We start from the raw sequence: 20,883 nt of genomic DNA, 5'->3' as shown, positions 1-20,883 counted from the left end.
AAGCGCGCCCCGGTACCGGCATGGGCTGTCACCGTCGAGGAACACATCCGCGCCGCAACCCTCCTCACACCGCCCAGCCCCGGCATCTCCAGGCCGTCCACAGGCCGTCAGACGTCCGGACCGGACCGGACCCAACCGGACCCAATCAGCCAGAAAAACGCAGGTCAGACACTATCTGTGATCAAATCCCGCAGCTCGGGAAACGCAAGGTGTCACAAGTCGTACTTGAGGTAGTCGACGCCCCAGTCCGCGAACGTCTGCGCGTCGACGTCCTCGTGGTCCAGCCCGCCGGGCATGGTCTGCGCGCAGGTCATCGTGCCCGCGCTGGTGTAGATGCCGAGCTTCAGTCCCTTCGCGTGCACGTAGTCGGCGAGGGCCTTGATACCGCCGGGGAAGCGCTGGTGGTTGGGCTCGAACTTCCCCTCGGCGTTGCGGTCGTGCTCGGCCCAGCAGTCGTCGATGTTGACGTACTGGTAGCCGGCGTCCTTCAGCCCGGAGCTGACGATGGCGTCCGCGGTCTCGCGGATCAGCTCCTCGTTGATGTTGCAGCCGAACTTGTTCCAGCTGTTCCAGCCCATCGGCGGCAGCGCGCCGACGGCCTGCTGGGTGGCGAACGGTGCCGGGGCGGCGGCCGGCACGGCCACGGCGGCCGGGGTGGTGAAAGCGGTGGTCAAGCCCGCGGCCAGCGCACTGGCGGCCAGCAGACCCACAAGACGACGCATAGATTCCTCCAGGAGTGCGCAACTCTGCACAAACTCACTCAACAATCAACATCACGCACAGGTTCGCCGTCAAGCGGCCGTTGGTAGGGAATCCGGGCTTCGCGAGGTAGAAAGGAGATCAAGCCCCGACCGCGAGGAGACGTGCATGCCCGAGGTCCGTCCACTCGACGGGATCAAGGTCGTCGACCTCTCCCGGATCCTCGCCGGGCCGTACTGCACGCAGTACCTCGGCGAGATGGGCGCGGACGTAGTCAAGGTCGAGCCGCCGGGGCACGGCGACGACACCCGGCTGTGGGGTCCGCCGTTCGTCGGCGAGGGGAACGAGGCGGTGTACTTCCTCGCGGCGAACCGGAACAAGCGCGGGATCGTGCTCGACCTCAAGAGCGAGCGCGGCCGTGAAGCCGTCCGCCGCCTGCTGGCGGACGCCGACGTGCTCGTGGAGAACTTCCGCCCGGGCACGCTCGAGAAGTGGGGCCTGTCCTACGCCGAGCTCTCGGCGCTGAACCCGCGGCTGATCCACGTGTCGATCACCGGGTTCGGCCAGACGGGGCCGTACCGCGACCGGCCGGGCTACGACCTCGTCGCCCAGGCGATGGGCGGCGTGATGGGGCTGACCGGCGAGCCGGACGGCGCGCCCGCGAAGGTGGGCCTGCCCGTCGCCGACCTCAACGCGGGCACCTGGGCGATCATCGCCGTGCTGATGGCGTTGCAGGCCCGGCACACCACCGGGCGCGGCCAGTACCTCGACGTCTCGCTGCTCGACGCCCAGCTCGCCTGGCACGTGTACGCCGCCGGCGCGCACTTCTACGACGCGCCGCGGCCGCGCCGGATGGGCTCGGCGCACCCGAGCATCGTCCCGTACCAGGCGTACCACGTGTCCGACGGCTGGCTGATCGTCGCGATCGGCAGCGAGAAGCTGTGGCGCGTGCTGTGCCGGGTGCTGGAGCTGGACATCGCCGAGGACCCGAAGTTCGCCAGCAACGCCGCGCGCGCGGCGAACCGCGACGAGCTGAACGCGCGGCTGGGCGAGGTGCTCGTGACGCGTACCGTCGAGGACTGGATGAAGACCTTCGACGCGGCCAGCATCCCGGCCGCGCCGATCAACGACATCGACGACGTGTACGCCGACCCGTGGGCGGCCGAGCGGGACCAGGTTGTGCGGCTGCCGCACCCGACCGTCGGGACCTACCTCGGCAACGGGTTCCCGATCAAGGCGTCGGACACCCGGCCTCGGCCGACGTCCGCGCCGCCGACGCTGGGCCAGCACACCGCCGAGGTGCTGGCCGAGCTGGGTTATTCCGCGGCGGAGATCGCGGAATTCTGACGTGGCCCCGATTTCGAGGAGGAACGAGATGGCCGACCAGCCGCAGAACCCCCAGGCACAGAACCCACTGTGGCACCCGTTCGCGGATATGGGTGCCGTGGACGGCGACCGCATGGTCGTCACCCGCGGCGAGGGCTCGTACGTCTGGGACGACGCGGACCGGCGGTACTTCGACGCGACCGCTTCGCTCTGGTACGCCAACTTCGGCCACGGACGGCCGGAAATCACCCGCGCCGTGACGGCTCAGCTGGAGAAGCTCGACTCGTACAACCTCTTCGGCTACTACGCGAACGAGCCGGCGCTGGAGCTGGCTTCGCGACTGTCCGAGCTGGCGCCGACGCCGGGGTCTAAGGTGTTCCTCGGTTCCGGTGGCGGCGACGTGGTGGACACGGCGGTGAAGATCGCCCGTGCGTACTTCGCGAACACCGGGCGGCCGGCGAAGACCCACGTGATCGGGCGGGTGCAGGGTTACCACGGCACGCACGGCTTCGGCACGGCCGTCGGCGGGATTTCCGTGAACGCCCAGGGGTTCGGGCCGCTGCTGGAGGGTTTCTCGCACATCGCGTACGACAGCGCGGCGGCACTGGAAGCCGAGATCGAGCGGCTCGGCGCCGACCGGGTGGCCGCGTTCTTCTGCGAGCCGGTGATCGGCGCGGGCGGGGTGCTGCTCCCGCCGGAGGGCTACATCGAGGAGGTCGCGGCGATCTGCCGCCGCCACGACGTGCTGTTCGTCGCGGACTGCGTGATCGCCGCGTTCGGCCGGCTGGGCACCTGGTTCGGCATCGACCGCTGGGCCGTGCAACCGGACCTGATCACCACCGCGAAGGGTCTCACCGGCGGGACCGTGCCGCTGGCCGCGCTGCTGGTCGCGCCACACGTCGCGGAGCCGTTCTTCACCGGTGAGCCCGGCGCCCCGGTCCTGCGCCACGGCCCGACGTACTCGGGCCACCCGGTCGCCTGCGCCGCCGCGAACGCGACGTTGGACATCTACGAGCGCGACAACCTGATCCCCCGGGGCCGGGAACTGGAGAAGCCGCTCGCCGACGCCCTCGCGGATGCCGCCGTCCACCCGTTGGTCGGTGAAGTCCGCGCCGGACTGGGCTTTCTCGCCGCGGTCGAGCTGAGCGCGGAAACCCTCGCGGCCGACCCGGGCGCGCCGGGCCGCCTCCAGCGCCTGGTCCGCGACGAGGGCGTGCTGGTCCGTCCGGTGGCCAAGGGCATCGTGGTGTCCCCGCCGCTGATCGCCGCGGAACCGGAGCTGGACCTGCTGGCCGCCGCGTTGCCGAAGGCCTTGGACCGGCTGAAGTCCTGACCTCCCAAGGGATTCGCTCCACCCGGGCGGTGGTGTCGCCTCACCGGGAAGTCATCCGCCACACCGGCACGTTGACAACCGCCCCCGGCAGCTTCGGCAGCCCGGCCTCACCGGGGACCACGGTGAAGTCCCATTTGTCGATGCCGCCGCCCATGATCTCGGCGTACCGGCGGGCGCCGTCCGCGTTGGCGAAGCGGACCTGCTGGCCGTTGGTGAGATGGGTGATCTTGACCGCCACGCTGCCTCCTCGTAGTGGGAGCCGGCCCGCGGAGCTTCCCCCTCCGGGACCGGCTCGACCAGTAGAACACGTGTTCGAATAGGCCCGCAAATCGGGTCCCCCGCCCGGGCGACCCAAGTCGCCCGGGCGGGTAGATCCGCAGGTCAGCGGTTGCGGATCATGGCCACGCGCGGCCATTCGTCGAGGCCGCGCGAGATCTCCGTGGCGCGGATTTCCCGCAGCTCGGGGCCGAGTTCCGCGCTCGGCAGGACGCGGAATCCGAGCCGCGCGTAGTAGGGCGCGTTCCACGGCACCTCGGTGTACGTGGTGAGGGTCAGCGCGGGCAGCCCGAGCCGGCCGGCCCACTCGTCCGCCGTCTCGATCAGCCCGCGGCCCAGGCCGCGGTGGGCGTGGCTCGGCCGCACCGAAACCTGCTCGATGTGCCCGCGGCCGTCCACCACCTCCGCGATGAGGTACGCGACCACGCGCCCGGCGTCCTCGGTGACCCAGCACCGCCCCTCCGTCTGGAACGGCGTCAGCTCCTCGATCGACCACGGCTCGTCGTCGGCGATCTTCGCCATGCCGACGTCCCGGAACAGCACCCCCGCGGCCCGTTCGAGTTCGCGGAGCACGGGCAGGTCGTCGGGACGGGCGGGGCGGGTCATGGCTTCAGCTCTCGGCTTCGGCGACCAGGAACGGGCTCAGCAGCCCCGGCACGGTGTGGTCGGCGAGCACCAGCCCGTCGCTCTCGTCGACGTCCACCACGTGGTAGTGCCCCTTGCCCGCGGCGATCGGCGTCACGATCGTGATCAGCCCGGCCCGCCGCTGGAAGAACGAGCGGTGCACGACGATTCCGGTCAGCTTGTCGCGGCGGACCGCGACCGTCGTGCGCGCCAGCGAGCCCGAGCGCGTGACCAGGTACCGGCCCGCCAGCGCGTGCCCCAGCGTCCGGTAGCGGTCCCAGCCCACGAGCACCGCCAACGGCAGCAGCACCAGCGCCGCCTGCCACGGCCACGCGGGCAGGAAATCGATCCACGCCAACAGGAACAGGGCGGCGGCGAACAGCAGCACCCCGGTCACGGCGCGGGTCAGCCGCCGCGTCAGCGCCCGGCGCGGGTGCCGCACGAGCGGGACGGTGGCGACGTCTTCGCCCAGCACGTCCGCCGCCACCTCGTGCACCCGCCCGAGCGGCGCCGGCGGCAGGAGCAGCCCGCCGCCCTTGTCCGCGCCCTTGCCCTCGCGCAGCCCGGCCGCCACGGCGACGCACTTCGCGCCGCCCACCATCCGCAGCGGCAACGGTTCCTTCACCTCGACGCCGCGCAGCCGTTCCTCCTCGATGGAGACCGACCGCGTGGTGACCAGGCCGCGCCGGATGTGCAGCGTGCCGCCGTCCTCACGGGTGAGCCGGAAGTTCCAGAACGACAGCACGTAGCCGCCGACCGACAGCACGGAAACGACCACCAGCAGCCCGACGGCCGCGGTGAGCACGACCAGCCACGTCGGCGCCGCGGTGTACTGCTGGGCCAGCTCGCGCAACGGCCCGTAGCGCACCGGGTCCAGGTGCAGCTCGTGCACGAAGTGGTACAGCGTGCCGACTGTCGCGCCGACCACGGCGATGCCGGACAGCGTGAACGGCGCGTACCGCAGCCAGCGCTTGTCGACGGCCGCGACCAGCCGCTCCGGCGGACCGGTTTCGACGCCGGCCGCTTCGACCGGTTTCCGGTGCAGCAGAAGGGTTCGCAGCCGCTGGGCCTCCGCGCCGGTGACGGCGTCGAGCACCAGTTCGTCCTTGCCCGGCCCCTTGCCGTGCGAGTGCCGTCCGGTGCCGATCCGCACGGCGGCGAGGGAGAACAGCCGGTGTTTCGGCTCCGACATCACGTCCACGGTGCGGATCCGGTCGCGCGGCACGGCGCGCTGTTTGCGCAGCAGCAGCCCGGTGTGCCACTCGACCTGCGTCGCGGTGACGCGGTAGCGCGAGGTGAGGCAGTGCGAGATGCCGACGAACACCGTCACGGCGGTCGCGACGAGCCCGATCCACTGCCAGTCGTTGCCGTGCCCGAGCACCAGCGTGCCGATCAGCAGGGGCAGCGACTTCGCCACGTCCAGCACCGGGCGGATGAGTAGCATGCGGCGGTCGAGCCGGTGCCACGGGGCTTCGGCCGTGCCCTCGTCCGGGATGGGCGGGAAGGTCTCGGCGGTGGTCACGCCGTTCACGTCGCGTCGCCGGGGGAGGCCTGCGTGGTGCGGGTCAGCTCGTCGGCCAGCTCCACCGCGCGCTCGTGGTCGAGGCCGGAGATGTGCAGCGGCCCGGCGGCCGAAGCCGTGGTCACGGTGAGCTTGGCCAGCCCGAACAGCTGCTCGATCGGCCCGCGCTCGAGGTCCACGGTCTGGATCCGCGAGATCGGCGCGATGCGCCACTCCTGCTTCAGCCAGCCGGCCTGCGTGTACACCGCTTCGCCGGTGACTTCCCAGCGGTGCACGCGGTAGCGCCACTGCGGCATCACGATCAGGTGCGCCGCGGCGAGCACACAGCAGATCGTCAGCGTCACCGACAGCCACGACGGCGGGTCGTCGCTGGTCGCCACCACCACCGCCTGTACGCCGATCACGACGATCCAGCCGATCGCCGCGGACACCGTCCACTGGCCGACGGCTTTGCGGCTCACCCGGTGCGCCGGTGGGCGCAGACGCAGGCGCAACGTGCTGGTGTTCTCTACGGTCACCTGCTCAGCGTGCCTGACTCCGTGAAGATATGGCCACGACAAGTGTCATCATGCCCCGATCCGGGGCCCGGGTGAGTGCGTGGCGTTACTATTTCGGCCACGTGGGTGGGATGGAATCGCGGTTGTGCCGCGTTGTACTCCGATACGTCCGTGTACGACAGCGAGCAGCAGGAGGATTCCGGTGGGGTTCGATCCCGAGGAACTGTACGAGGTGGATTCGGACGTCCCCGACCTGTCCGGAGCCGTGCTCCTGCACTTCTTCGAAGGCTTCATGGACGCGGGTTCCACCGGCCGGCTGGTCACCGAGCACCTGACGAACGAGGTCAAGGGCCGCGTGATCGCGCGGTTCGACGTCGACCGGCTGATCGACTACCGCTCCCGGCGCCCGCCGATGACCTACGCGGTGGACCACTGGGAGGACTACGAGGCACCCGAGCTGACGGTCCAGCTGATGCACGACACCGACGGCACGCCGTTCCTGCTGCTGTCCGGCCCGGAGCCGGACCACGACTGGGAGCGCTTCGCCACCGCGGTCAAGCAGCTGGTGGAACGCTGGGGCGTGCGGCTGACCGTCGGCTATCACGGCATTCCGATGGGCACCCCGCACACGCGCCCGCTCGGCGTCACGGCCCACGCCACGCGCGGTGAGCTGGTGGGCGACCACCAGCCGTTGCCCAACCGCATGCAGGTGCCCGGCAGCGTCGCGGCGCTGATCGAGTTCCGTCTCGGCGAGCTGGGCCACGACGCGATGGGCTTCGCCGCGCACGTGCCGCACTACCTGGCCCAGTCGGCCTACCCGTCGGCCGCGCTGAAGGCCTTCGAAGCGATCGGCCGCGCGACCGGCCTGAGCCTGCCCGACGGCGAGCTGCGCACGGCCGCCGACGTGGCCACCGCGGAGATCGACCGCCAGGTCTCGGAGTCCGACGAGGTCGCCGACGTGGTGCGCGCGCTCGAGCGCCAGTACGACACGTTCGTCGAGGCCGCCGCGCACGACAGCCTCCTGGCGGAGTCCAAGGAGCACATGCCCACGGCGGAGGAGCTGGGCTCGCAGTTCGAGCGCTTCCTCGCCGAGCAGCAGGGCGGCAGCGAGTCCCCGGACCGGTAGCGCCGGCGTGCTGTACGACCGGATCGGCGTCGGGTACGCCCACGGCCGCCGCACGGACCCGCGCTGGCTGGCGCCGATCGTCGCCGCGCTCGGGGACGCCCGCACGGTCCTGGACGTCGGCGCGGGCACCGGCTCGTACGAACCGCTCGACCGCACCGTGGTCGCAGTCGAACCGTCCGCGGAGATGATCCGGCAGCGCCCACCCGGTGCGGCGCCGGTGCTTCGCGCGGTCGCCGAAGCCCTGCCCGTGCGCTCCGGAGCCGTCGACGCCGTGCTCGCGCTTCTCACCGTCCACCATTGGCCTGACTGGCGTCTCGGGCTGGCCGAGCTGCGCCGCGTCGCGCCGTTACGCGTGGTGCTCGCGTACGACACCCGGCGGCACGCGGATTTCTGGCTGGTCCGCGAGTACGTCCCGGAGATCGCGCGGCTCGAGCTGTCGCGGCCGTCCGCGGAGCAGATCGCCGAGGAGCTTGGCGCCGACGAGGTCGTGCCGCTGCCCGTGCCGTGGGACTTCGCGGACGGTGTGTTTCCCGCGCACTGGCGCCGTCCGCGGGCTTATCTGGACGAGCGGGTCCGCCGCTCGTGCTCGGCGCTCGCGCAGGCGCCGCCCGCCGCCGTGGAACGCGGGATGGCCCGGCTCCGCGCCGACCTGGACAGCGGCCGCTGGGAGCGCGAGCACGCCGACCTGCTCGCCGCGCCCGAGTGGGACGCCGGGTTCCGCCTGCTCGTCTCTCGCCGCTGACTTGAATTACGTGCGGGCCCGCCGCCGTGTCCCGCGATACGCGATCGCGGCGGATCGCAGCGTTTGCCAGGCCCACCAGGCGCGTGCCGTCATGGTCACCACGGTGCCATGGTCGGGGCTGGAAGTTTCCGGGGAAGAACGAGCAGGGGTGCAGGGGGTGACGCCTGGGCCACACCCTGCTACCGGAACCATTTCGCCGAGCCTTGACCACGGCGGCGACCTTGCTTGCCCTGACCGCGGCAGCCACTCGCTGGGCGCGGGCCGCGGCAGCCACTCGCTGGGCGCGGGGCTGCGGCAGCGACTCGCTGGGCGCCGACTCGCTAGGTCTTAACCGCGGCGGCCACTCCGAGGGCACCCGCTGCGGCGGCTCCTCCATCGGTCTGCCGCGGCATCCAGCCACCCCCCCCACTCACCCGACCCCGCCACAGCGCCCAGCTCTCACAGCCCCCAGCCGGCCAGCTTCCGCAAGGCGGCCGCCGTCCGTGCGTAGTCCGAGTCGCCGACCAGTGCTCGCAGTTCGGCGTTGACGTGGTTGATCTCCGGCTGCGCCCGGGTCAGCGCGCGGGCGCCGGCGTCGGTCAGTTCCAGCACCACCGCGCGGTGCTGGCGGGGGTGCGGGCGCTTCGCGATCAGACCGCCGTCCACGAGCCGGCCGATCATCGCCGTCACCGCGGATTCTCGTTGGCCCAGTTCTGCCGCCAGTTCGCGTTGGGTGAGCCCGGGCCGGTCCCGGACGGTGAACAGGGCCCCGAGCTGGGCCGTCGTGATGCCGGCGGCGGCGAGGCAGCGCCGGTCGCCGGTCACCCGGAGCTGGTGGGCGGCCCGCTGCAACAGGAAGAACAGGCGCTGGTCGTCGGCCATGGCCCCGATCTTGACAGGGCGGCCCGCCGGGCGCCATCCTCACTTCACTACTGAAGTGAGGAGTCCGATGGATCTCGCCGCCGCCCGCGAAGGGCTCGCCTCCCAGCCGTTCTCCGTTTTGCTCGGCGCTCGGCTGACGGAGTTCGGCGACCGCCGCGCGACGATCGAGCTGGACATCCGCGAAGAGCTGCGCCAGCAGAATGGCTACGTCCACGGCGGCGTGCTCGCGTACGCCGCGGACAACACGCTCACGTTCGCCGCCGGTGCCGTCCTCGGCCCGGCGGTGCTGACCGCCGGCTTCACCATCGACTACCTCAGGCCCGCGGGCGGCCCGAAACTGCGGGCCGAAGCCGTGGTCGTCCAGTCCGGCCGCTCGCGCGCGACCTCCCGGTGCGATCTGTACACAGTGGACGAAGGCGGCGCTTCCGCACTGTGCGCCGTGGCGCAGGGGACGGTTGTCGTTACCCGCGGGTAGACGCCCCGCGCCGACGTGGCCGAATGCCCGTTGTGTACCGTCCGTGAATGGACCATCAGCGCGAAGATCGTTTGACCGCAAGGACTTTGGGCGGGGCCCTGCGCCGCAAGGCCGGCACGGTGCTGCGCCGCGCCGCCGCCCGGCTGCATGACCCGTACACCGATCAGCTGAACGGAATGCAGGACCAGCTGGGCCGGATGCGCGAAGAACTGCGCGCCGAGATCGTCCAGCAGGGTGACCGGCTCCTCGACCGGGTGGTGGAATTCGAGATCCGCAGCCGCCGCGACATCGTGTACGCCGGCGACCAGGACGCGGCGCTGGAGAGCAACATCTTCGCCCGCGAAAGCCTGGTCGGCGCCAAGCACTTCGGCAGCCCGCCGGAGACGCTGAAGTTCGCGCTTTCGCTCGCGCCGACCGGCGGCATGGCGCTGGAATTCGGGGTCGCTTCGGGGAACACCCTGCGCACCATCGCGGGCGCGCGCGGCGGCGTCGAGGTATACGGCTTCGATTCGTTCGAGGGCCTGCCCGAGGCGTGGCTCAACGGCATGCCCGCCGGCGCCTTCGCGCGTGACGACCTGCCGGACGTCCCCGGTGCCGAACTCGTCGTGGGCCTGTTCGCCGACAGCCTCCCGGGCTTCCTCGAAAAGCACCAGGGCCACGTCGATTTCCTGCACGTGGACGGCGATCTGTACAGCTCGGCCAAGACCGTGCTGGACCTCGTCGGACCGCGCCTGCGGCCGGGCAGCATCGTGCACTTCGACGAGTTCTTCAACTTCCCGGGCTGGAAGCGGCACGAGTACCGCGCCTGGATGGAGCACATCGAGAAGACCGGCGTCGAGTTCACCTACGAGGCCTACACGTACAACGACAACCAGGTGACCGTGCGCATCACCGGCGTGCCCGGCCTCGACCGGCCCGCGGCCGAAGACGTCAGCCGAAGCACCCCGGCTCGTTGAGCGGCCCGACCGAGGGCGGGAGCAGGCCGCACAGGTAACCGTCGATCCAGCGGCCGTTGCCGCTCAGGTTGGTGGCGAAGCGGATGAACGGCGCGAACGCCTTGATGCCCTCGGCGAGCGCGTCCTGGTTGCGTTGCAGCATCGACGTCAGCCGGTCGAGCTGGGTGAGCACGGGGTCCAGCGTGCGGTTGTCGTCCTCGATCAGGCCGGAGAGCTGCGTCGCGAGTTCACGTGAGCCGGCGAGCAGGGCGGAGATGGCGGACTCGCGGCGGCGGACCTCGTCGAGCAGCTGGTTGCCGTCGGTGAAAAGGCGCTGGACCTCGGCGTCGCGGTCGGCCAGCGTGGACGAGACCTGACGGGTGTTCGCGAGCAATCGCGTCAGCCCGCGATCGCGTGAGGCGATGGTGTCCGAAAGCCGGGAGAGCCCGCCGAGCGCGGTCCGGACGTCCGCGGGCGTGTTCGCGAACGTCGCGCTGATGGCGTCGAAACCGCGCGCCAGCTGCCCGGTGTCGATGTTGTCGACGGTCGCGGAAAGCTGCTGGAACGCCGGGAGCAGGTCGTAGGGCACGGTCGTGCGAGAACTGGGGATCGGCCGGTCCGGGTCGAGGTCGCCGCCGCCCTCGGGGTCCAGCGCGAGGTACTTCTGGCCGAGCACGGTCTTGAGCTTGATCGCGGCGGCGGTGGTGTCGCCGAGCCAGGCGCCCTTGACCTTGAACGAAACCCGCACGCGGTCGCCGTTCAGCCCGATCGACGACACCCGGCCGACCTTCACCCCGGCGATGCGCACGTCGTTCCCGGTCTGCAGGCCGGCGGCCTCGGTGAACTCCGCCGCGTACGTGGTGCCGTCGCCGATCACGGGCAGGTCCGGCGCGTTCAGCGCGGTGACGAAGGCCAGCGCCAGCACGACGAGCCCGATCAGCGCGGTCCGGACGGGGTTCTCGGCGGTTCTCATCGCCGGACATGGTCCCTTCGCCCGATGGGGTGACGCCAGTCACACCACTCGATCGGCGGAGACCGTTTTTGTCGGTGGGCGCCGCCACACTGGGGCCACGACGGCGGCTACCAGCTGGTCGAGGGCTACCGCACGCGGCTGACCGGCTCACCGCCGGCGAGGCGGAGGCGCTGTTCCTGGCCGGGCTGCCGGACGCGGCGGCCGACCTAGGTCCGGGCGACCGGGCGGCTCAAGCTGCTCGCCGCGTTGCCCGAGGGCCTGCGCGAGCGGGCTGGTCATGTCCAGGCGCGGTTCCACCTCGACACCGCGGGCTGGTACGCGCAGCGCGAGGCCGTGCCGCACCTGGCGGCGGTGGTCGAGGCGACGTGGCAGGGCCGGTTGCTGCGCCTGCCTTAACTGCGCTGGGCGGAGCCGCGCGAAGTCGTGCGCACGTACCGCGTCTCGCAGATCGAGGCCGCCGAAGTGCTTGATACCGGGTTCAGCCGTCCGGAAGGGTTTGAGCTGGCACGCCATTGGGCGGTCTATCTGGCCGATTTCGGGGCGCTTGGTTGCAGAGTGCGCCGAGGTCGTGTCGCCGCCCGAGCTGCGTGACCGGATCGCCGAGATCGTCGAAACGCTGGCCGAGGTGTACGGGAGGAGGCCGGCGCGGGTGTGACGGCTGCCGGGGTACGTTCGGGCGGAACTGAACTCCCCGGTGGAAGGCGGAAGTCGTGGCGTACACGCGGGTTTACCGCGAAGGCGTGCTGGCCGAGCGGGACTTCCCGGTCGAGCGGGTCTCGGACTACCTCCAGGACCCGTCGGCCACGGTCTGGGTCGACTTCTGCGAGCCGACCGAGGCCGACCTCGCCGCGATCAGCGAGGAACTGGGCCTGCACGCGCTGGCCGTCGAGGACGCGGTGCACGAGCACCAGCGGCCGAAGCTCGACCGGTACGAGACGCATGCCTTCCTGACCGCGTATTCGGCGCACTTCGATCCCGAGAGCGGGGAGGTCACGCGGTCCGAGCTGGCCGCGTTCATCACCCCGCACGCGCTGGTGACCGTGCGCAAGGACGACGGCTTCGACATCGAGGCCGTCGCCGAACGCTGGGATTCGTCGGCGGACCTGGCGAAGTCCGGCATTTCCTTTCTGCTGCACGGGTTGCTCGACTACGTCGTCGACGGGCACTTCGAGAGCGTGCAGGCGCTCGACGAGCAGATCGAGGCGCTGGAGGACCTGGTCTTCGACGAGCGGCCCGACCAGCGGGAGCTGCAGCGGCGCTCGTTCCGGCTGCGCAAGAGCCTCACCAGGCTGCGCCGGGTCGTGCTGCCGATGCGCGAGGTCGTGAACGCGCTGATGCGCCGCGACCAGCACCTGGTCGACGACGTGATGATGCCGTACTTCCAGGACGTCTACGACCACGTGCTGCGCGCGTCGGAGTGGACGGAGTCGTTGCGGGACCTGGTGGCGACCGTGCGCGAGACCCAGCTGAACCTGCAGGGCAACCGGCTGAACCTGATCATGAAGAAGGTCACCAGCTGGGCCGCGATCATCGCGGTGCCCACGGCGGTGACCGGGTTCTACGGGCAGAACGTGCCGTATCCGGGCTTCCAGACGATGTCCGGGTTCTGGGTGTCCACAGTGGTCATCGTGCTGCTTTCGGTGGCCCTGTACGCCTCGTTCAAGCGCCGGGACTGGCTGTGACCGCGTAAGTCCATAAAGGACGCGGTCTCAGGCCCGGTGGACCTCGGCCCCGTCCGCGTAGGTCCGTGCCACCCGTGCCGCCGCGATTTCGCCGGCCGGGCCGTCGAACGGGTCGCGGTCGAGCACCACCAGGTCGGCCGCCTTGCCGACGGCGATCGAGCCCGTGACGTCGTCGAGGTGGTTCACGGCAGCGGAGCCGGCGGTGTACGCGCGCAGGGCCGTCGCGAGCGGAAGTGCCTGCTCCGGCCCGAGCGCGGGGGTGCCCGCCGGGGCGTCGGGCGCGAGGCGGGTGACGGCGACGTGGACGGCGGCGAGCGGGTCCGGGCTGCTCACCGGCCAGTCGCTGCCCATCGCGAGCGCCGCGCCGGTGCGGAACAGGTCGCCGAACGGGTACTGCCAGCCGGCGCGAGGGTCGCCGAGGAACGGCAGCGTGAGCTCGTCCATCTGCGGTTCGTGGGCCGCCCACAGCGCCTGCAGGTTCGCGGTGACGCCCAGCCGGTGGAACCGCGGCACGTCGTCGGGATGCACGACCTGGAGGTGCGCCAGGTGGTGGCGCCGCGCCGAAGTGCCGTTGGCGGCGATCGCGCCTTCGAGCGCGTCGAGGACGTCGTGCACCGCCCGGTCGCCGATCGCGTGGTAGTGCACCTGGAAGCCGGCCGAGTCGAGCGCGATGGTGACTTCGCGGAGCAGATCGGGTTCGAGGAAGCTGATTCCGTGGTTGCCGGTCGCCCGGCCGCGGGAATCCAGGTACGGCTCGAGCATCGCGGCGGTGAACGTTTCGACGACGCCGTCCTGCATCACCTTGACCGTGCCGGCGCGGTAGTTCCGGCCTTCCGCGGCGGTGGCGGCGCGGACCGCGACAAGCCGCGAGACCTGTTCGCCCACCTGCGAACGCGGGCACGGGCGGTCCCACCACAACGCGCCGGCGACCTTCGCCGTGAGCCGGCCGCCGAGGTCGGCGCGGCGGTACGACTGGTGCGCGGACGGGCCCGTCTCGTGCACCGTCAGAAGGGCGTCCTGCCGGCTGGTGACGCCGTGGGCGTGCAGGTAGCGCTGGGCCTCGGCGAGCGCCGCGTCGAGATCCTCCTGGGTGTCCTCGGGCGCGGCCGCGCGGACGAGGTCGGCGGCCCCCTCGTGCAGCAGGCCGGTGGGCTCGCCATCGGCGTCGCGTTCGATGCGGCCGTCGGCGGGATCCGGGGTGTCACGGGTGATCCCGGCCCGCGCCAGCGCCGCCGAACTGGCCCAGCCGGAGTGGTGATCGCGGTTGGGCAGCAGCACGGGACGGTCCCCGGCGACGGCGTCCAGCACCTCGCGGTGCGGCCGTCCGCCGGGGAACGCCTCCATCGCCCAGCCGCCGCCGAGGATCCACTCACGCCCGGGGTGGCGGCGGGCGTACTCGCCGATGATCCGGACGTATGCGGCCGCCGTGTTCGCGCCGGAGAGATCGCAGCGGATGCGCTCGAGGCCGCCCATCACGGGATGCACGTGCGCGTCGCCGAAGCCGGGCAGCAGGAGCCGCCCGTCCAGCTCCACGACCTCCTCGGCCCCGCTCAGGTACGGCGCCACCGTGCGATCGCCGCCCACCGCGACGATCCGCCCGCCGGCCACCGCGACCGCGGACGCGACGGTCCCCGCGGCGTCCGCGGTGAAGACGCGGCCGCCGCGGAAGACCCTCGTCGTGCTCATCCCGCCATTGTGCTGGTGCGCAGCCGCCACAACGAGGTGACTTCGGCGGCCCGCAGGGCGTGCAGCGGGTCGGCCGGATCCAGCGCCCGGCGATGCCGCGGCGTGGTGTCGTGCCGTTCGACGACCTTCAGACCGGCCCGGTCGATCCGGCCCAGCAGCTCCTCGCGAGTGCGAAGACCGGCCAGTTCGGCGAAATCCGACATGATCAGCCAGGCCTCGCCGTCCGGCTCGAGGTGGCGTGGCAGCCGGTCGAGGAACGCCCGCAGCATCCGGCTTCCCGGGTCGCACACCGCGGCGTCGAGAGCCGACACCGCCCGGCCCGGCAGCCACGGCGGGTTGCACACCACCAGCGGCGCCCGGGCCCGCGCCGGGAAGACGTCGGCCTCGGTCACCGTGACCCGTCCGCTCAGCCCCAGCCGCGCCAGGTTGTCCTCGGCGCACGCGACCGCGCGAGCCGAGGAATCCGAGGCGAGCACCGACGGCACCCCGCGTCGGGCCAGCACCGCCGCGAGCACGCCGGTCCCGGTGCCGACGTCCGACGCGCTCCGCACTCCCGTGGGCAACGGAGCCCGCGCCACCAGGTCGACGTATTCACCGCGGACGGGCGAAAACACGCCGTGATGCGGATGGATCCGCGCGCCGAGCGCGGGCACGAGCACCCCTCGGCGCCGCCACTCGTGCGCCCCGATCAGGCCGAGCAGGTCGCGCAGCGAGCAGAGGAAAGCCCGCTCCGCCGACCATCCCGCCTCGGCACACGCCACCCGGACGTCCGGGGCCCGGCTCGCGGTCAGCCGGGCGCCCGGTTCCAGGCGGACCAGCAGTTTCCCGAGGATCCGCGCCCGCCGGGCCCGGGCTTCCCGGTGCCGCCGGAACGCCTGGGCGGGGTCCGCTGACCGTTCCGGAAGCCGCCGGTCCAGCGCGGTCAGCAGCCGCCGGGCGCCCGGGAAGCTGCCTGTCCAAAGGATGCTTGTCCCGGCCTTCGCCAGGCGATGGGCGCCGTCGGCCGGGAGGGTGTCGTCGGCCGTGACCACCCGCCGGGGTGGTGGGGCGCCGGTTTCCGAGTACCACGAACAGCCCGGAAAACCGGGCATGGATGTTTCCGGCAAAAGTCTCCACTTCCACGCGTCACTGAACAGTCGGCCAAGTCGCGCGCGGCGACTTAGCGGACTGTGTGCGCGTGGCTGGGTACGACCATGCGGCCCAGGATATCAGCGCCCGGCGCCCGGCCACGGCGCGTCGACGAAGCCCGCGGCCGCCGCGGCCCACAGGGCGAGCGCGCCGCCGAAGCCGGGCAGCCCGAGCCAGGCCCAGGTCTGCCCGGTGCCGCCGAGGACCACGGCGAGCGCGGCCAGCAGGCACAGGGCCGCGGCGAGCACGAGGAAGCGGCGTGAGCCGAAGATCCGGTAGAACGGGAGGAAATGCAGCCCGACACACAGCAGCACCCAGGCCGGCACCGCGTCGGGCCGGTCGACGACCGTGTCGAGCACCCGGGAGCCCGCGACGATGGCGGCCACCATGATCACCACGACCAAGCCGTAACGGCGGCCGAACGGGCCCCGGCCCTCGGAGCCGGACGGCAGCCCGGCCCCGCGCCGTCCGATCAGGAACGCCCAGACCGCGAAAGCGAGCACGATCGCCACGTCCAGTCCACGCAGGACCCCGGTGGCGTCGGGGATCGTCGTCGCCCCCGCGAACCACCACGCGGCGCCGAACAGGACGCCGATGGAAGAGCTCACCAAGAGCGTGATCAAATGGTCTCTGGTGAACGGTTTGTCCGACATGGTGCCCCCGGTGCCGACGATCTTGCCCGAACCTACTCCAGGAAACCGCCGGGTGGGGCCATTCGGGCCGACCCCGGAGCACACATCGTGACCGCTAGCCTTGAGGTAGGTGAACGCGTTAGGGCATTCGATGTATCTGCCGCGCCGCCCGAGGGACCTACTCAAGAGGAGCGACCGGGCGTTGTCCCGGCCGTAGGGGGAGGGTGTTGTGAAGGAACTCGATGACGCGGCGTCCCAGGGCGAAGACTATCTCACTCGCCAGCAGCGCGCGTTGGCCGAAGCGGTGATCGAGGGCGCCGGCGACCGTAGTTTCCGGCTGGCCGAGCACCTCGCCGCGGAGGGCGGGGTGCGCCGGTCCGACATCCTGGCCGCGACGTCGCTTTTCCTGGCGTACCGGGCATTCCGGGACGGAAAGGCCGAGGAGGCGAAGCGCTTCATGACCCGGCTTCGCGAGCAGGACCGGGACAGCGTCAAGCTGGTCCGGCACCTGGTGCGGCTGGAGGCCGCGCGGGCGAAGGGCTGGCTGCCGAAGTCCCAGTACGAAGAGCTGATCTCCTACGCCTGGCGCGAGAAGCGCTTCGACCTCGTCCTGCGCGCGGGCAAGATCGAATCCCGCGACGTCGCCTCCACCGGCGGCTGGGCCGAGCTGGAGCGCAAGTACTGCCCGCTGCTCACCTGAGGTCCACTGTGGCCTCAGCGGGTTTTGTTGCGGGCCATGAAGGAAGCGGCGTCGCCTTGCTCCGGATCGACGAAGACGATGTCGTCGGGGCGGCGGCGGGGCACGTCCACGGACAGCACGACCAGCGGGTGCTCGGTGATCCGCGGGAACCCGTGCACCTTGGTCTTCGCGAAGCTCAGGAAGATCCCCGGCCGCGCCTCGTGCTCCTCGCCGTCGAGGTGGAACGTGCCGCGGCCGCTCACCACGTACAGGTGCTCGTCGCATTCGGTGTGGTAGTGCAGCGGCACCTCCCGGTAGATCCGGAAGATCCGCGCGCTCGCCGACGGTTTGTCGACGAAGTACTTGTCCACCAGCATTGTTTCCGAGGTCTCAGGCAGCTGGGCCAGCTCGGCGAAGACGTCGAAGACGCTCTCGGTGTTGTCGATCTCCATGACTTCAGTCTCCTGCCGTTTCCGCGTGCCAGTCGATCCGGTCGAACAGCGCCTTGAGTTTCTCCCCGCGCGCCCGGCTGGTCGCCGCGATCCAGCCGATCCGGCCGAGCAGGTGGGCGCGGAAGTCCGGGTGCCCGGCGCGGTTCTGCGCGGCCGGGCCGGTGCGGGCGCAGTTGTGCAGCACGGCGCGCAGCTCGTCGTAACTCGCGCGGGTGGCGGCCGGCGCACTGTTGACGACGAGGCCCGCCACCCGCTGCTGTTGGTGCGCCGCGGCCACGGACGTCTTGTCCTCGCGCAGCCGGAAGCCCTCACCCGTGACGATCAGGCGGACACCGGGCAGCAGCCGGTGCAGCGGAAGCCCGGCGTCGCCGGAAAAGGCGAGGTCGTCGGCGTAACGGGTGTAGCGCGCGCCGAGGGTGCGGGCCAGCCCGGCGAGCCTGCGGTCGAGATGGTGCGTCACGGCGTTCGCGACACTCGGCGAAGACGGCGCGCCCTGCGGGAGGTGGGTGGCCGCGAGGCTGTTCAGCAACCGGGCGCGGACCGGGCCCCGTCGTCCGGCGGGGGCTTCGCGCAGGACGTCGGCGGGGGTCGCGGTGGTCAGGATCCCGGCCAGCGCGGCCGACACCGCGGCGGGGTAACCCGCCAGCTCCAGCAGCGCGCGGATCCGCCGCGCGGACACCGTCGGGAAGAAGGCTTCGAGGTCCATCCGCACCACGAGCTGCTGTCCGGCGTGCGGCTGCGCGCAGGTGAGAATCGAGCGTCCCGTCCGGAACCCGTGCGCCGCCTCGTGCACCGGCAGCGCGTCGAGCACGTGCCGCCGGACCCGGCGCTGCAGCTCGGCCAGCCGCGGCTTCGGCCGCTCGATCAGCCGGATCCCGCCGGAGGCCGTGGGAATCCAGCGGTACGAATAGTGCCGCAGAACGGGATTCGCCCGCCGGTTCCAGCTACGCGCGTCCGCGAACCAGCCCAGCTCCCCGGGCATCAGATCCAGCGCGCCGGCACACTCGTCGAACGACGCCCACCGGCTCACCGGCCAGCGCCACACCGGCCACGGCTGAAGAAGCGACGCGGAGGTGACTGATTCTCCGTTCATCCGCGCGGTCCTGTACGCGGAGCGTGCCGCGTTCGCGCGGGGCGCTGTGCCTGCGTGTCCTCGTGCACCCCGGGGTAACCCCGGAGAGGGTGGTTCTCCACCGGGCTCACCTCCGCGTCGCTGTGTCCACCATAGGTCAAGATCATCGGTCTGCCCGAACTCCGCGTCGCTTCGACCGCCGATCTTGATGGCGCCCGCCAGTGCTGGCAGCGCGCGAACGTCGCCCGCGGCAAGGCTCCCGGGGCGCAACGGTTCGAGCGGGTGGGCGCGAAGCTCGCGGACGCGGACGCGCTGGTGGTCGTGGCCATCGAGGGTGCCGATGTCGTCGGCATGGCCCAGGCCGAGCCGGGCCGCGCGGACGACGGGGCCCTCGATCCCGGTCTCTGCCACGTGTCAATGGTGTTCGTCGACCCCGGCCACTGGGTCCGCGGCATCGGCGGGCAGTTGCTCGACGTCGTCGCGGAGGCCGCGCGCACCCGTGGCCACCAGCGGCTCCAGCTGTGGACCGGCGCGGCGAACGACCGCGCGCTGCGGCTGTACCACCGCAACGGATTCCGGGAGACCGGCCGTACCCACCGCCTCGCCACGGGAGAGCCGATCGTGCAGCTGACCCGTGACCTCGACGTGTGATCGGCGTCACTAAACCGCTGTGAACCGTTTTCGGGATGGCATCCGTGTACCCGGCATCAAGGCTTCCGGAACTGCCGAAGCCCGGGCTCTTACAGGGGAGAATCCCGAAATGATCCGTATTCGAGTTGCGATGCTCGCTGCCCTCGTGGCGACGGGGGTGGCGGTGCTCAGCGCCTGCGGCTCCACCGCCGGCACGCCGACCGCCGCGCCCGCCGGGAACATCGCGCCGGTCGCTTTCCAGACCGGCACCGCGTCGGCCAACGGCGCGCCGCAGAACACCGGCGACTTCGCCGCCCCCGGGGACACCGACGCCGCCGAGCAGTGGGTCGAGCTGGACGCGGGCTCGGCCGGCAGCCTGAACCCGGTGGTGCTCAACGGAAAGGGCTTCACGCTCTACCGCTTCGACAAGGACACCCCGAAGCCCTCGAAGTCCGCGTGCAACGGTGACTGCGCCAAGACCTGGCCGCCGGTCACGCTGAAGCAGGGCGCCAAACTCTTCCTCAACGGCGTGGACCAGGCCGACGTCGGCTTCGTGACCCGCGACGACGGCACCATGCAGGTGACGCTCGGCGGCTGGCCGATCTACAAGTTCAGCGGCGACACCCAGGCGGGGCAGACCAACGGCCAGGGCGTGGGCGGCACCTGGTTCGGCGTCACGCCGGAGGGCGCGAAGGCCGGCAAGTCCCAGGAGGGCACCGACCAGGCGACGGGCGTCGGCTACAAGACCGGTACCGCCAAGGAAAACGGCGCCGATCTCACGGCCGGCGACGACTACAAGGGCCCGCGCACGGACGACGCCGCGATGAAGTGGGTCCAGCTCACCCGTGGCTCGGCCGGCGGCCTGAACCCGATCGTCCACGATGGCGCCGGCTTCACGCTGTACCGCTTCGACAAGGACAGCCCGAAGCCGCCGACGTCCAACTGCAACGGTGACTGCGCCAAGACCTGGCCGCCAGTGCTCGTGAAGCCGGGCTCGCGCATCTTCGTCAACGGCGTGGCCACCGCGAAGATCGGCATCCTGACCCGCGCCGACGGCAGCCGCCAGGTCTCCATCGGCGGCTGGCCGGTCTACCGCTTCAGCGGTGACAAGCAGGCCGGCGACACCAACGGCGAGGGCGTGGGCGGCACCTGGTTCGCGGTCTCGCCGACCGGCGGCAAGGTCCTGCCCAAGGGCGGCCAGGCCCCGGCTCCGCAGTCCTCGCAGCCGTCGACCCCGGCCGGCTCGGCCCCGGGCACGGTGACCCTCGGCAACGGCAGCGCGGTCCTGGACAGCGGCACGAACTTCAGTGAGCCCAACGGTTCCTCCGGTGTCTCCGGCCCGGGCTGCGTCGCGGTTCCGCGGCCGGCTCAGGTCTCCTCGATCAAGCTCGACGGCGGCCCGGTCAAGCTCTGGAAGGGCCCTGGCTGCACCGGTCAGTCGATGGTGATCACCAGCAGCGTCGCGGACCTCGCGACGATCGGCTTCGACAAGCAGGTCGTCTCGATCCGCTTCGGCGACAAGTAAAGCGACAA

At 71.5% G+C, this 20,883-nt stretch carries 22 protein-coding genes and 1 pseudogene; 11 read left to right on the top strand and 12 right to left on the bottom strand.

Going from position 1 to position 20,883, the window contains the following annotated elements; genetic code table 11:
- Nucleotides 1-218: 218 nt before the first annotated feature.
- Nucleotides 219-722: pseudogene (locus tag BMY97_RS02195) on the bottom strand (glycoside hydrolase family 27 protein); the annotation flags it as partial.
- A gap of 145 nt (nucleotides 723-867) precedes the next feature.
- On the opposite strand from BMY97_RS02195, the gene BMY97_RS02190 reads away from it, so the two are divergent.
- Entirely contained in the window at nucleotides 868-2,046 is a 1,179-nt protein-coding gene (locus BMY97_RS02190) for a CaiB/BaiF CoA transferase family protein (protein WP_091611658.1), read from the top strand.
- A 28-nt stretch (nucleotides 2,047-2,074) separates the two neighbouring features.
- Complete coding sequence (locus tag BMY97_RS02185) at nucleotides 2,075-3,358, top strand: aminotransferase family protein (RefSeq protein ID WP_091611654.1); 1,284 nt, start codon at nucleotides 2,075-2,077, stop codon at nucleotides 3,356-3,358.
- 40 nt (nucleotides 3,359-3,398) lie between these two features.
- On the opposite strand, the gene BMY97_RS02180 is transcribed toward BMY97_RS02185, so the two are convergent.
- From BMY97_RS02180 to BMY97_RS02165, 4 genes are all read right to left on the bottom strand, one after another.
- Nucleotides 3,399-3,596: a hypothetical protein gene (locus BMY97_RS02180; RefSeq protein ID WP_091611652.1), complete on the bottom strand. Its 198-nt coding sequence runs from the start codon at nucleotides 3,594-3,596 to the stop codon at nucleotides 3,399-3,401.
- Nucleotides 3,597-3,739: 143 nt separating this feature from the next.
- Nucleotides 3,740-4,240 carry a GNAT family N-acetyltransferase gene (locus BMY97_RS02175; RefSeq protein ID WP_091611649.1) on the bottom strand — a complete coding sequence of 167 codons (501 nt, stop codon included), beginning with the start codon at nucleotides 4,238-4,240 and terminating at the stop codon, nucleotides 3,740-3,742.
- A gap of 4 nt (nucleotides 4,241-4,244) precedes the next feature.
- Entirely contained in the window at nucleotides 4,245-5,702 is a 1,458-nt protein-coding gene (locus tag BMY97_RS02170) for a PH domain-containing protein (RefSeq protein WP_091612838.1), read from the bottom strand.
- A gap of 83 nt (nucleotides 5,703-5,785) precedes the next feature.
- On the bottom strand, nucleotides 5,786-6,298 hold the full coding sequence (locus BMY97_RS02165) for a PH domain-containing protein (RefSeq protein ID WP_091611646.1): 513 nt from the start codon (nucleotides 6,296-6,298) through the stop codon (nucleotides 5,786-5,788).
- 181 nt (nucleotides 6,299-6,479) lie between these two features.
- Here BMY97_RS02165 and BMY97_RS02160 point away from each other — a divergent pair, with 181 nt between their 5' ends.
- Both BMY97_RS02160 and BMY97_RS02155 read left to right on the top strand, forming a co-directional pair.
- Nucleotides 6,480-7,403: a proteasome assembly chaperone family protein gene (locus BMY97_RS02160; RefSeq protein WP_091611643.1), complete on the top strand. Its 924-nt coding sequence runs from the start codon at nucleotides 6,480-6,482 to the stop codon at nucleotides 7,401-7,403.
- Nucleotides 7,404-7,410: 7 nt separating this feature from the next.
- Nucleotides 7,411-8,145 carry a class I SAM-dependent methyltransferase gene (locus tag BMY97_RS02155; RefSeq protein ID WP_245787100.1) on the top strand — a complete coding sequence of 245 codons (735 nt, stop codon included), beginning with the start codon at nucleotides 7,411-7,413 and terminating at the stop codon, nucleotides 8,143-8,145.
- 438 nt (nucleotides 8,146-8,583) lie between these two features.
- Here BMY97_RS02155 and BMY97_RS02150 read toward each other — a convergent pair whose 3' ends face one another.
- Nucleotides 8,584-9,006 (bottom strand): MarR family winged helix-turn-helix transcriptional regulator, encoded by a 423-nt coding sequence (locus tag BMY97_RS02150; protein WP_091611640.1) that lies wholly within the window; start codon nucleotides 9,004-9,006, stop codon nucleotides 8,584-8,586.
- Between the two features lie 67 nt (nucleotides 9,007-9,073).
- Between BMY97_RS02150 and BMY97_RS02145 the strand changes: the two genes are divergently transcribed.
- Both BMY97_RS02145 and BMY97_RS02140 read left to right on the top strand, forming a co-directional pair.
- Nucleotides 9,074-9,481, top strand: a complete 408-nt coding sequence (locus BMY97_RS02145) for a PaaI family thioesterase (RefSeq protein ID WP_177231128.1) — start codon at nucleotides 9,074-9,076, stop codon at nucleotides 9,479-9,481.
- A gap of 47 nt (nucleotides 9,482-9,528) precedes the next feature.
- The gene (locus BMY97_RS02140) at nucleotides 9,529-10,437 is read left to right on the top strand and encodes a class I SAM-dependent methyltransferase (protein WP_091611634.1); all 909 of its coding nucleotides are present in this window, start codon (nucleotides 9,529-9,531) and stop codon (nucleotides 10,435-10,437) included.
- Here BMY97_RS02140 and BMY97_RS02135 read toward each other — a convergent pair.
- Nucleotides 10,412-11,389, bottom strand: a complete 978-nt coding sequence (locus tag BMY97_RS02135; protein WP_091611632.1) for an MCE family protein — start codon at nucleotides 11,387-11,389, stop codon at nucleotides 10,412-10,414. The genes BMY97_RS02140 and BMY97_RS02135 overlap by 26 nt on opposite strands.
- A gap of 246 nt (nucleotides 11,390-11,635) precedes the next feature.
- Here BMY97_RS02135 and BMY97_RS47690 point away from each other — a divergent pair, with 246 nt between their 5' ends.
- Together BMY97_RS47690 and BMY97_RS02130 are read left to right on the top strand one after the other, a co-directional pair.
- Complete coding sequence (locus BMY97_RS47690) at nucleotides 11,636-11,785, top strand: hypothetical protein (protein WP_218156654.1); 150 nt, start codon at nucleotides 11,636-11,638, stop codon at nucleotides 11,783-11,785.
- 314 nt (nucleotides 11,786-12,099) lie between these two features.
- Nucleotides 12,100-13,071 carry a magnesium transporter CorA family protein gene (locus BMY97_RS02130; RefSeq protein ID WP_091611629.1) on the top strand — a complete coding sequence of 324 codons (972 nt, stop codon included), beginning with the start codon at nucleotides 12,100-12,102 and terminating at the stop codon, nucleotides 13,069-13,071.
- 27 nt (nucleotides 13,072-13,098) lie between these two features.
- On the opposite strand, the gene BMY97_RS02125 is transcribed toward BMY97_RS02130, so the two are convergent.
- The 3 genes from BMY97_RS02125 to BMY97_RS02115 all read right to left on the bottom strand — a co-directional run bounded on the left by BMY97_RS02125 (nucleotide 13,099) and on the right by BMY97_RS02115 (nucleotide 16,493).
- On the bottom strand, nucleotides 13,099-14,757 hold the full coding sequence (locus BMY97_RS02125; RefSeq protein WP_091612833.1) for an amidohydrolase: 1,659 nt from the start codon (nucleotides 14,755-14,757) through the stop codon (nucleotides 13,099-13,101).
- Nucleotides 14,754-15,848, bottom strand: coding sequence for a N5-glutamine methyltransferase family protein (locus BMY97_RS02120; protein WP_091611626.1), 1,095 nt, complete (start codon nucleotides 15,846-15,848; stop codon nucleotides 14,754-14,756). Before BMY97_RS02120 ends, BMY97_RS02125 begins: the two co-directional genes overlap by 4 nt.
- 117 nt (nucleotides 15,849-15,965) lie before the next feature.
- The gene (locus BMY97_RS02115) at nucleotides 15,966-16,493 is read right to left on the bottom strand and encodes a DUF7010 family protein (RefSeq protein WP_245787099.1); all 528 of its coding nucleotides are present in this window, start codon (nucleotides 16,491-16,493) and stop codon (nucleotides 15,966-15,968) included.
- Nucleotides 16,494-16,746: 253 nt separating this feature from the next.
- On the opposite strand from BMY97_RS02115, the gene BMY97_RS02110 reads away from it, so the two are divergent.
- Complete coding sequence (locus BMY97_RS02110; protein ID WP_091611621.1) at nucleotides 16,747-17,217, top strand: hypothetical protein; 471 nt, start codon at nucleotides 16,747-16,749, stop codon at nucleotides 17,215-17,217.
- 14 nt (nucleotides 17,218-17,231) lie between these two features.
- Here BMY97_RS02110 and BMY97_RS02105 read toward each other — a convergent pair whose 3' ends face one another.
- Complete coding sequence (locus tag BMY97_RS02105) at nucleotides 17,232-17,648, bottom strand: cupin domain-containing protein (protein WP_091611618.1); 417 nt, start codon at nucleotides 17,646-17,648, stop codon at nucleotides 17,232-17,234.
- 4 nt (nucleotides 17,649-17,652) lie between these two features.
- A complete protein-coding gene (locus BMY97_RS02100; RefSeq protein ID WP_091611616.1) occupies nucleotides 17,653-18,741 on the bottom strand; it encodes a reverse transcriptase family protein in 1,089 nt (362 codons plus the stop codon).
- 261 nt (nucleotides 18,742-19,002) lie between these two features.
- On the opposite strand from BMY97_RS02100, the gene BMY97_RS02095 reads away from it, so the two are divergent.
- On the top strand, nucleotides 19,003-19,371 hold the full coding sequence (locus tag BMY97_RS02095) for a GNAT family N-acetyltransferase (protein WP_218156652.1): 369 nt from the start codon (nucleotides 19,003-19,005) through the stop codon (nucleotides 19,369-19,371).
- 109 nt (nucleotides 19,372-19,480) lie between these two features.
- Nucleotides 19,481-20,875 (top strand): hypothetical protein, encoded by a 1,395-nt coding sequence (locus BMY97_RS02090; RefSeq protein ID WP_091611611.1) that lies wholly within the window; start codon nucleotides 19,481-19,483, stop codon nucleotides 20,873-20,875.
- The last annotated feature ends 8 nt before the right edge of the window (nucleotides 20,876-20,883 follow it).

This window comes from Amycolatopsis saalfeldensis, from assembly GCF_900110575.1.
Classification (GTDB): domain Bacteria; phylum Actinomycetota; class Actinomycetes; order Mycobacteriales; family Pseudonocardiaceae; genus Amycolatopsis; species Amycolatopsis saalfeldensis.
Note: the sequence above shows the minus strand (reverse complement) of the source record. Positions and strands in the feature narration are given on the sequence as shown.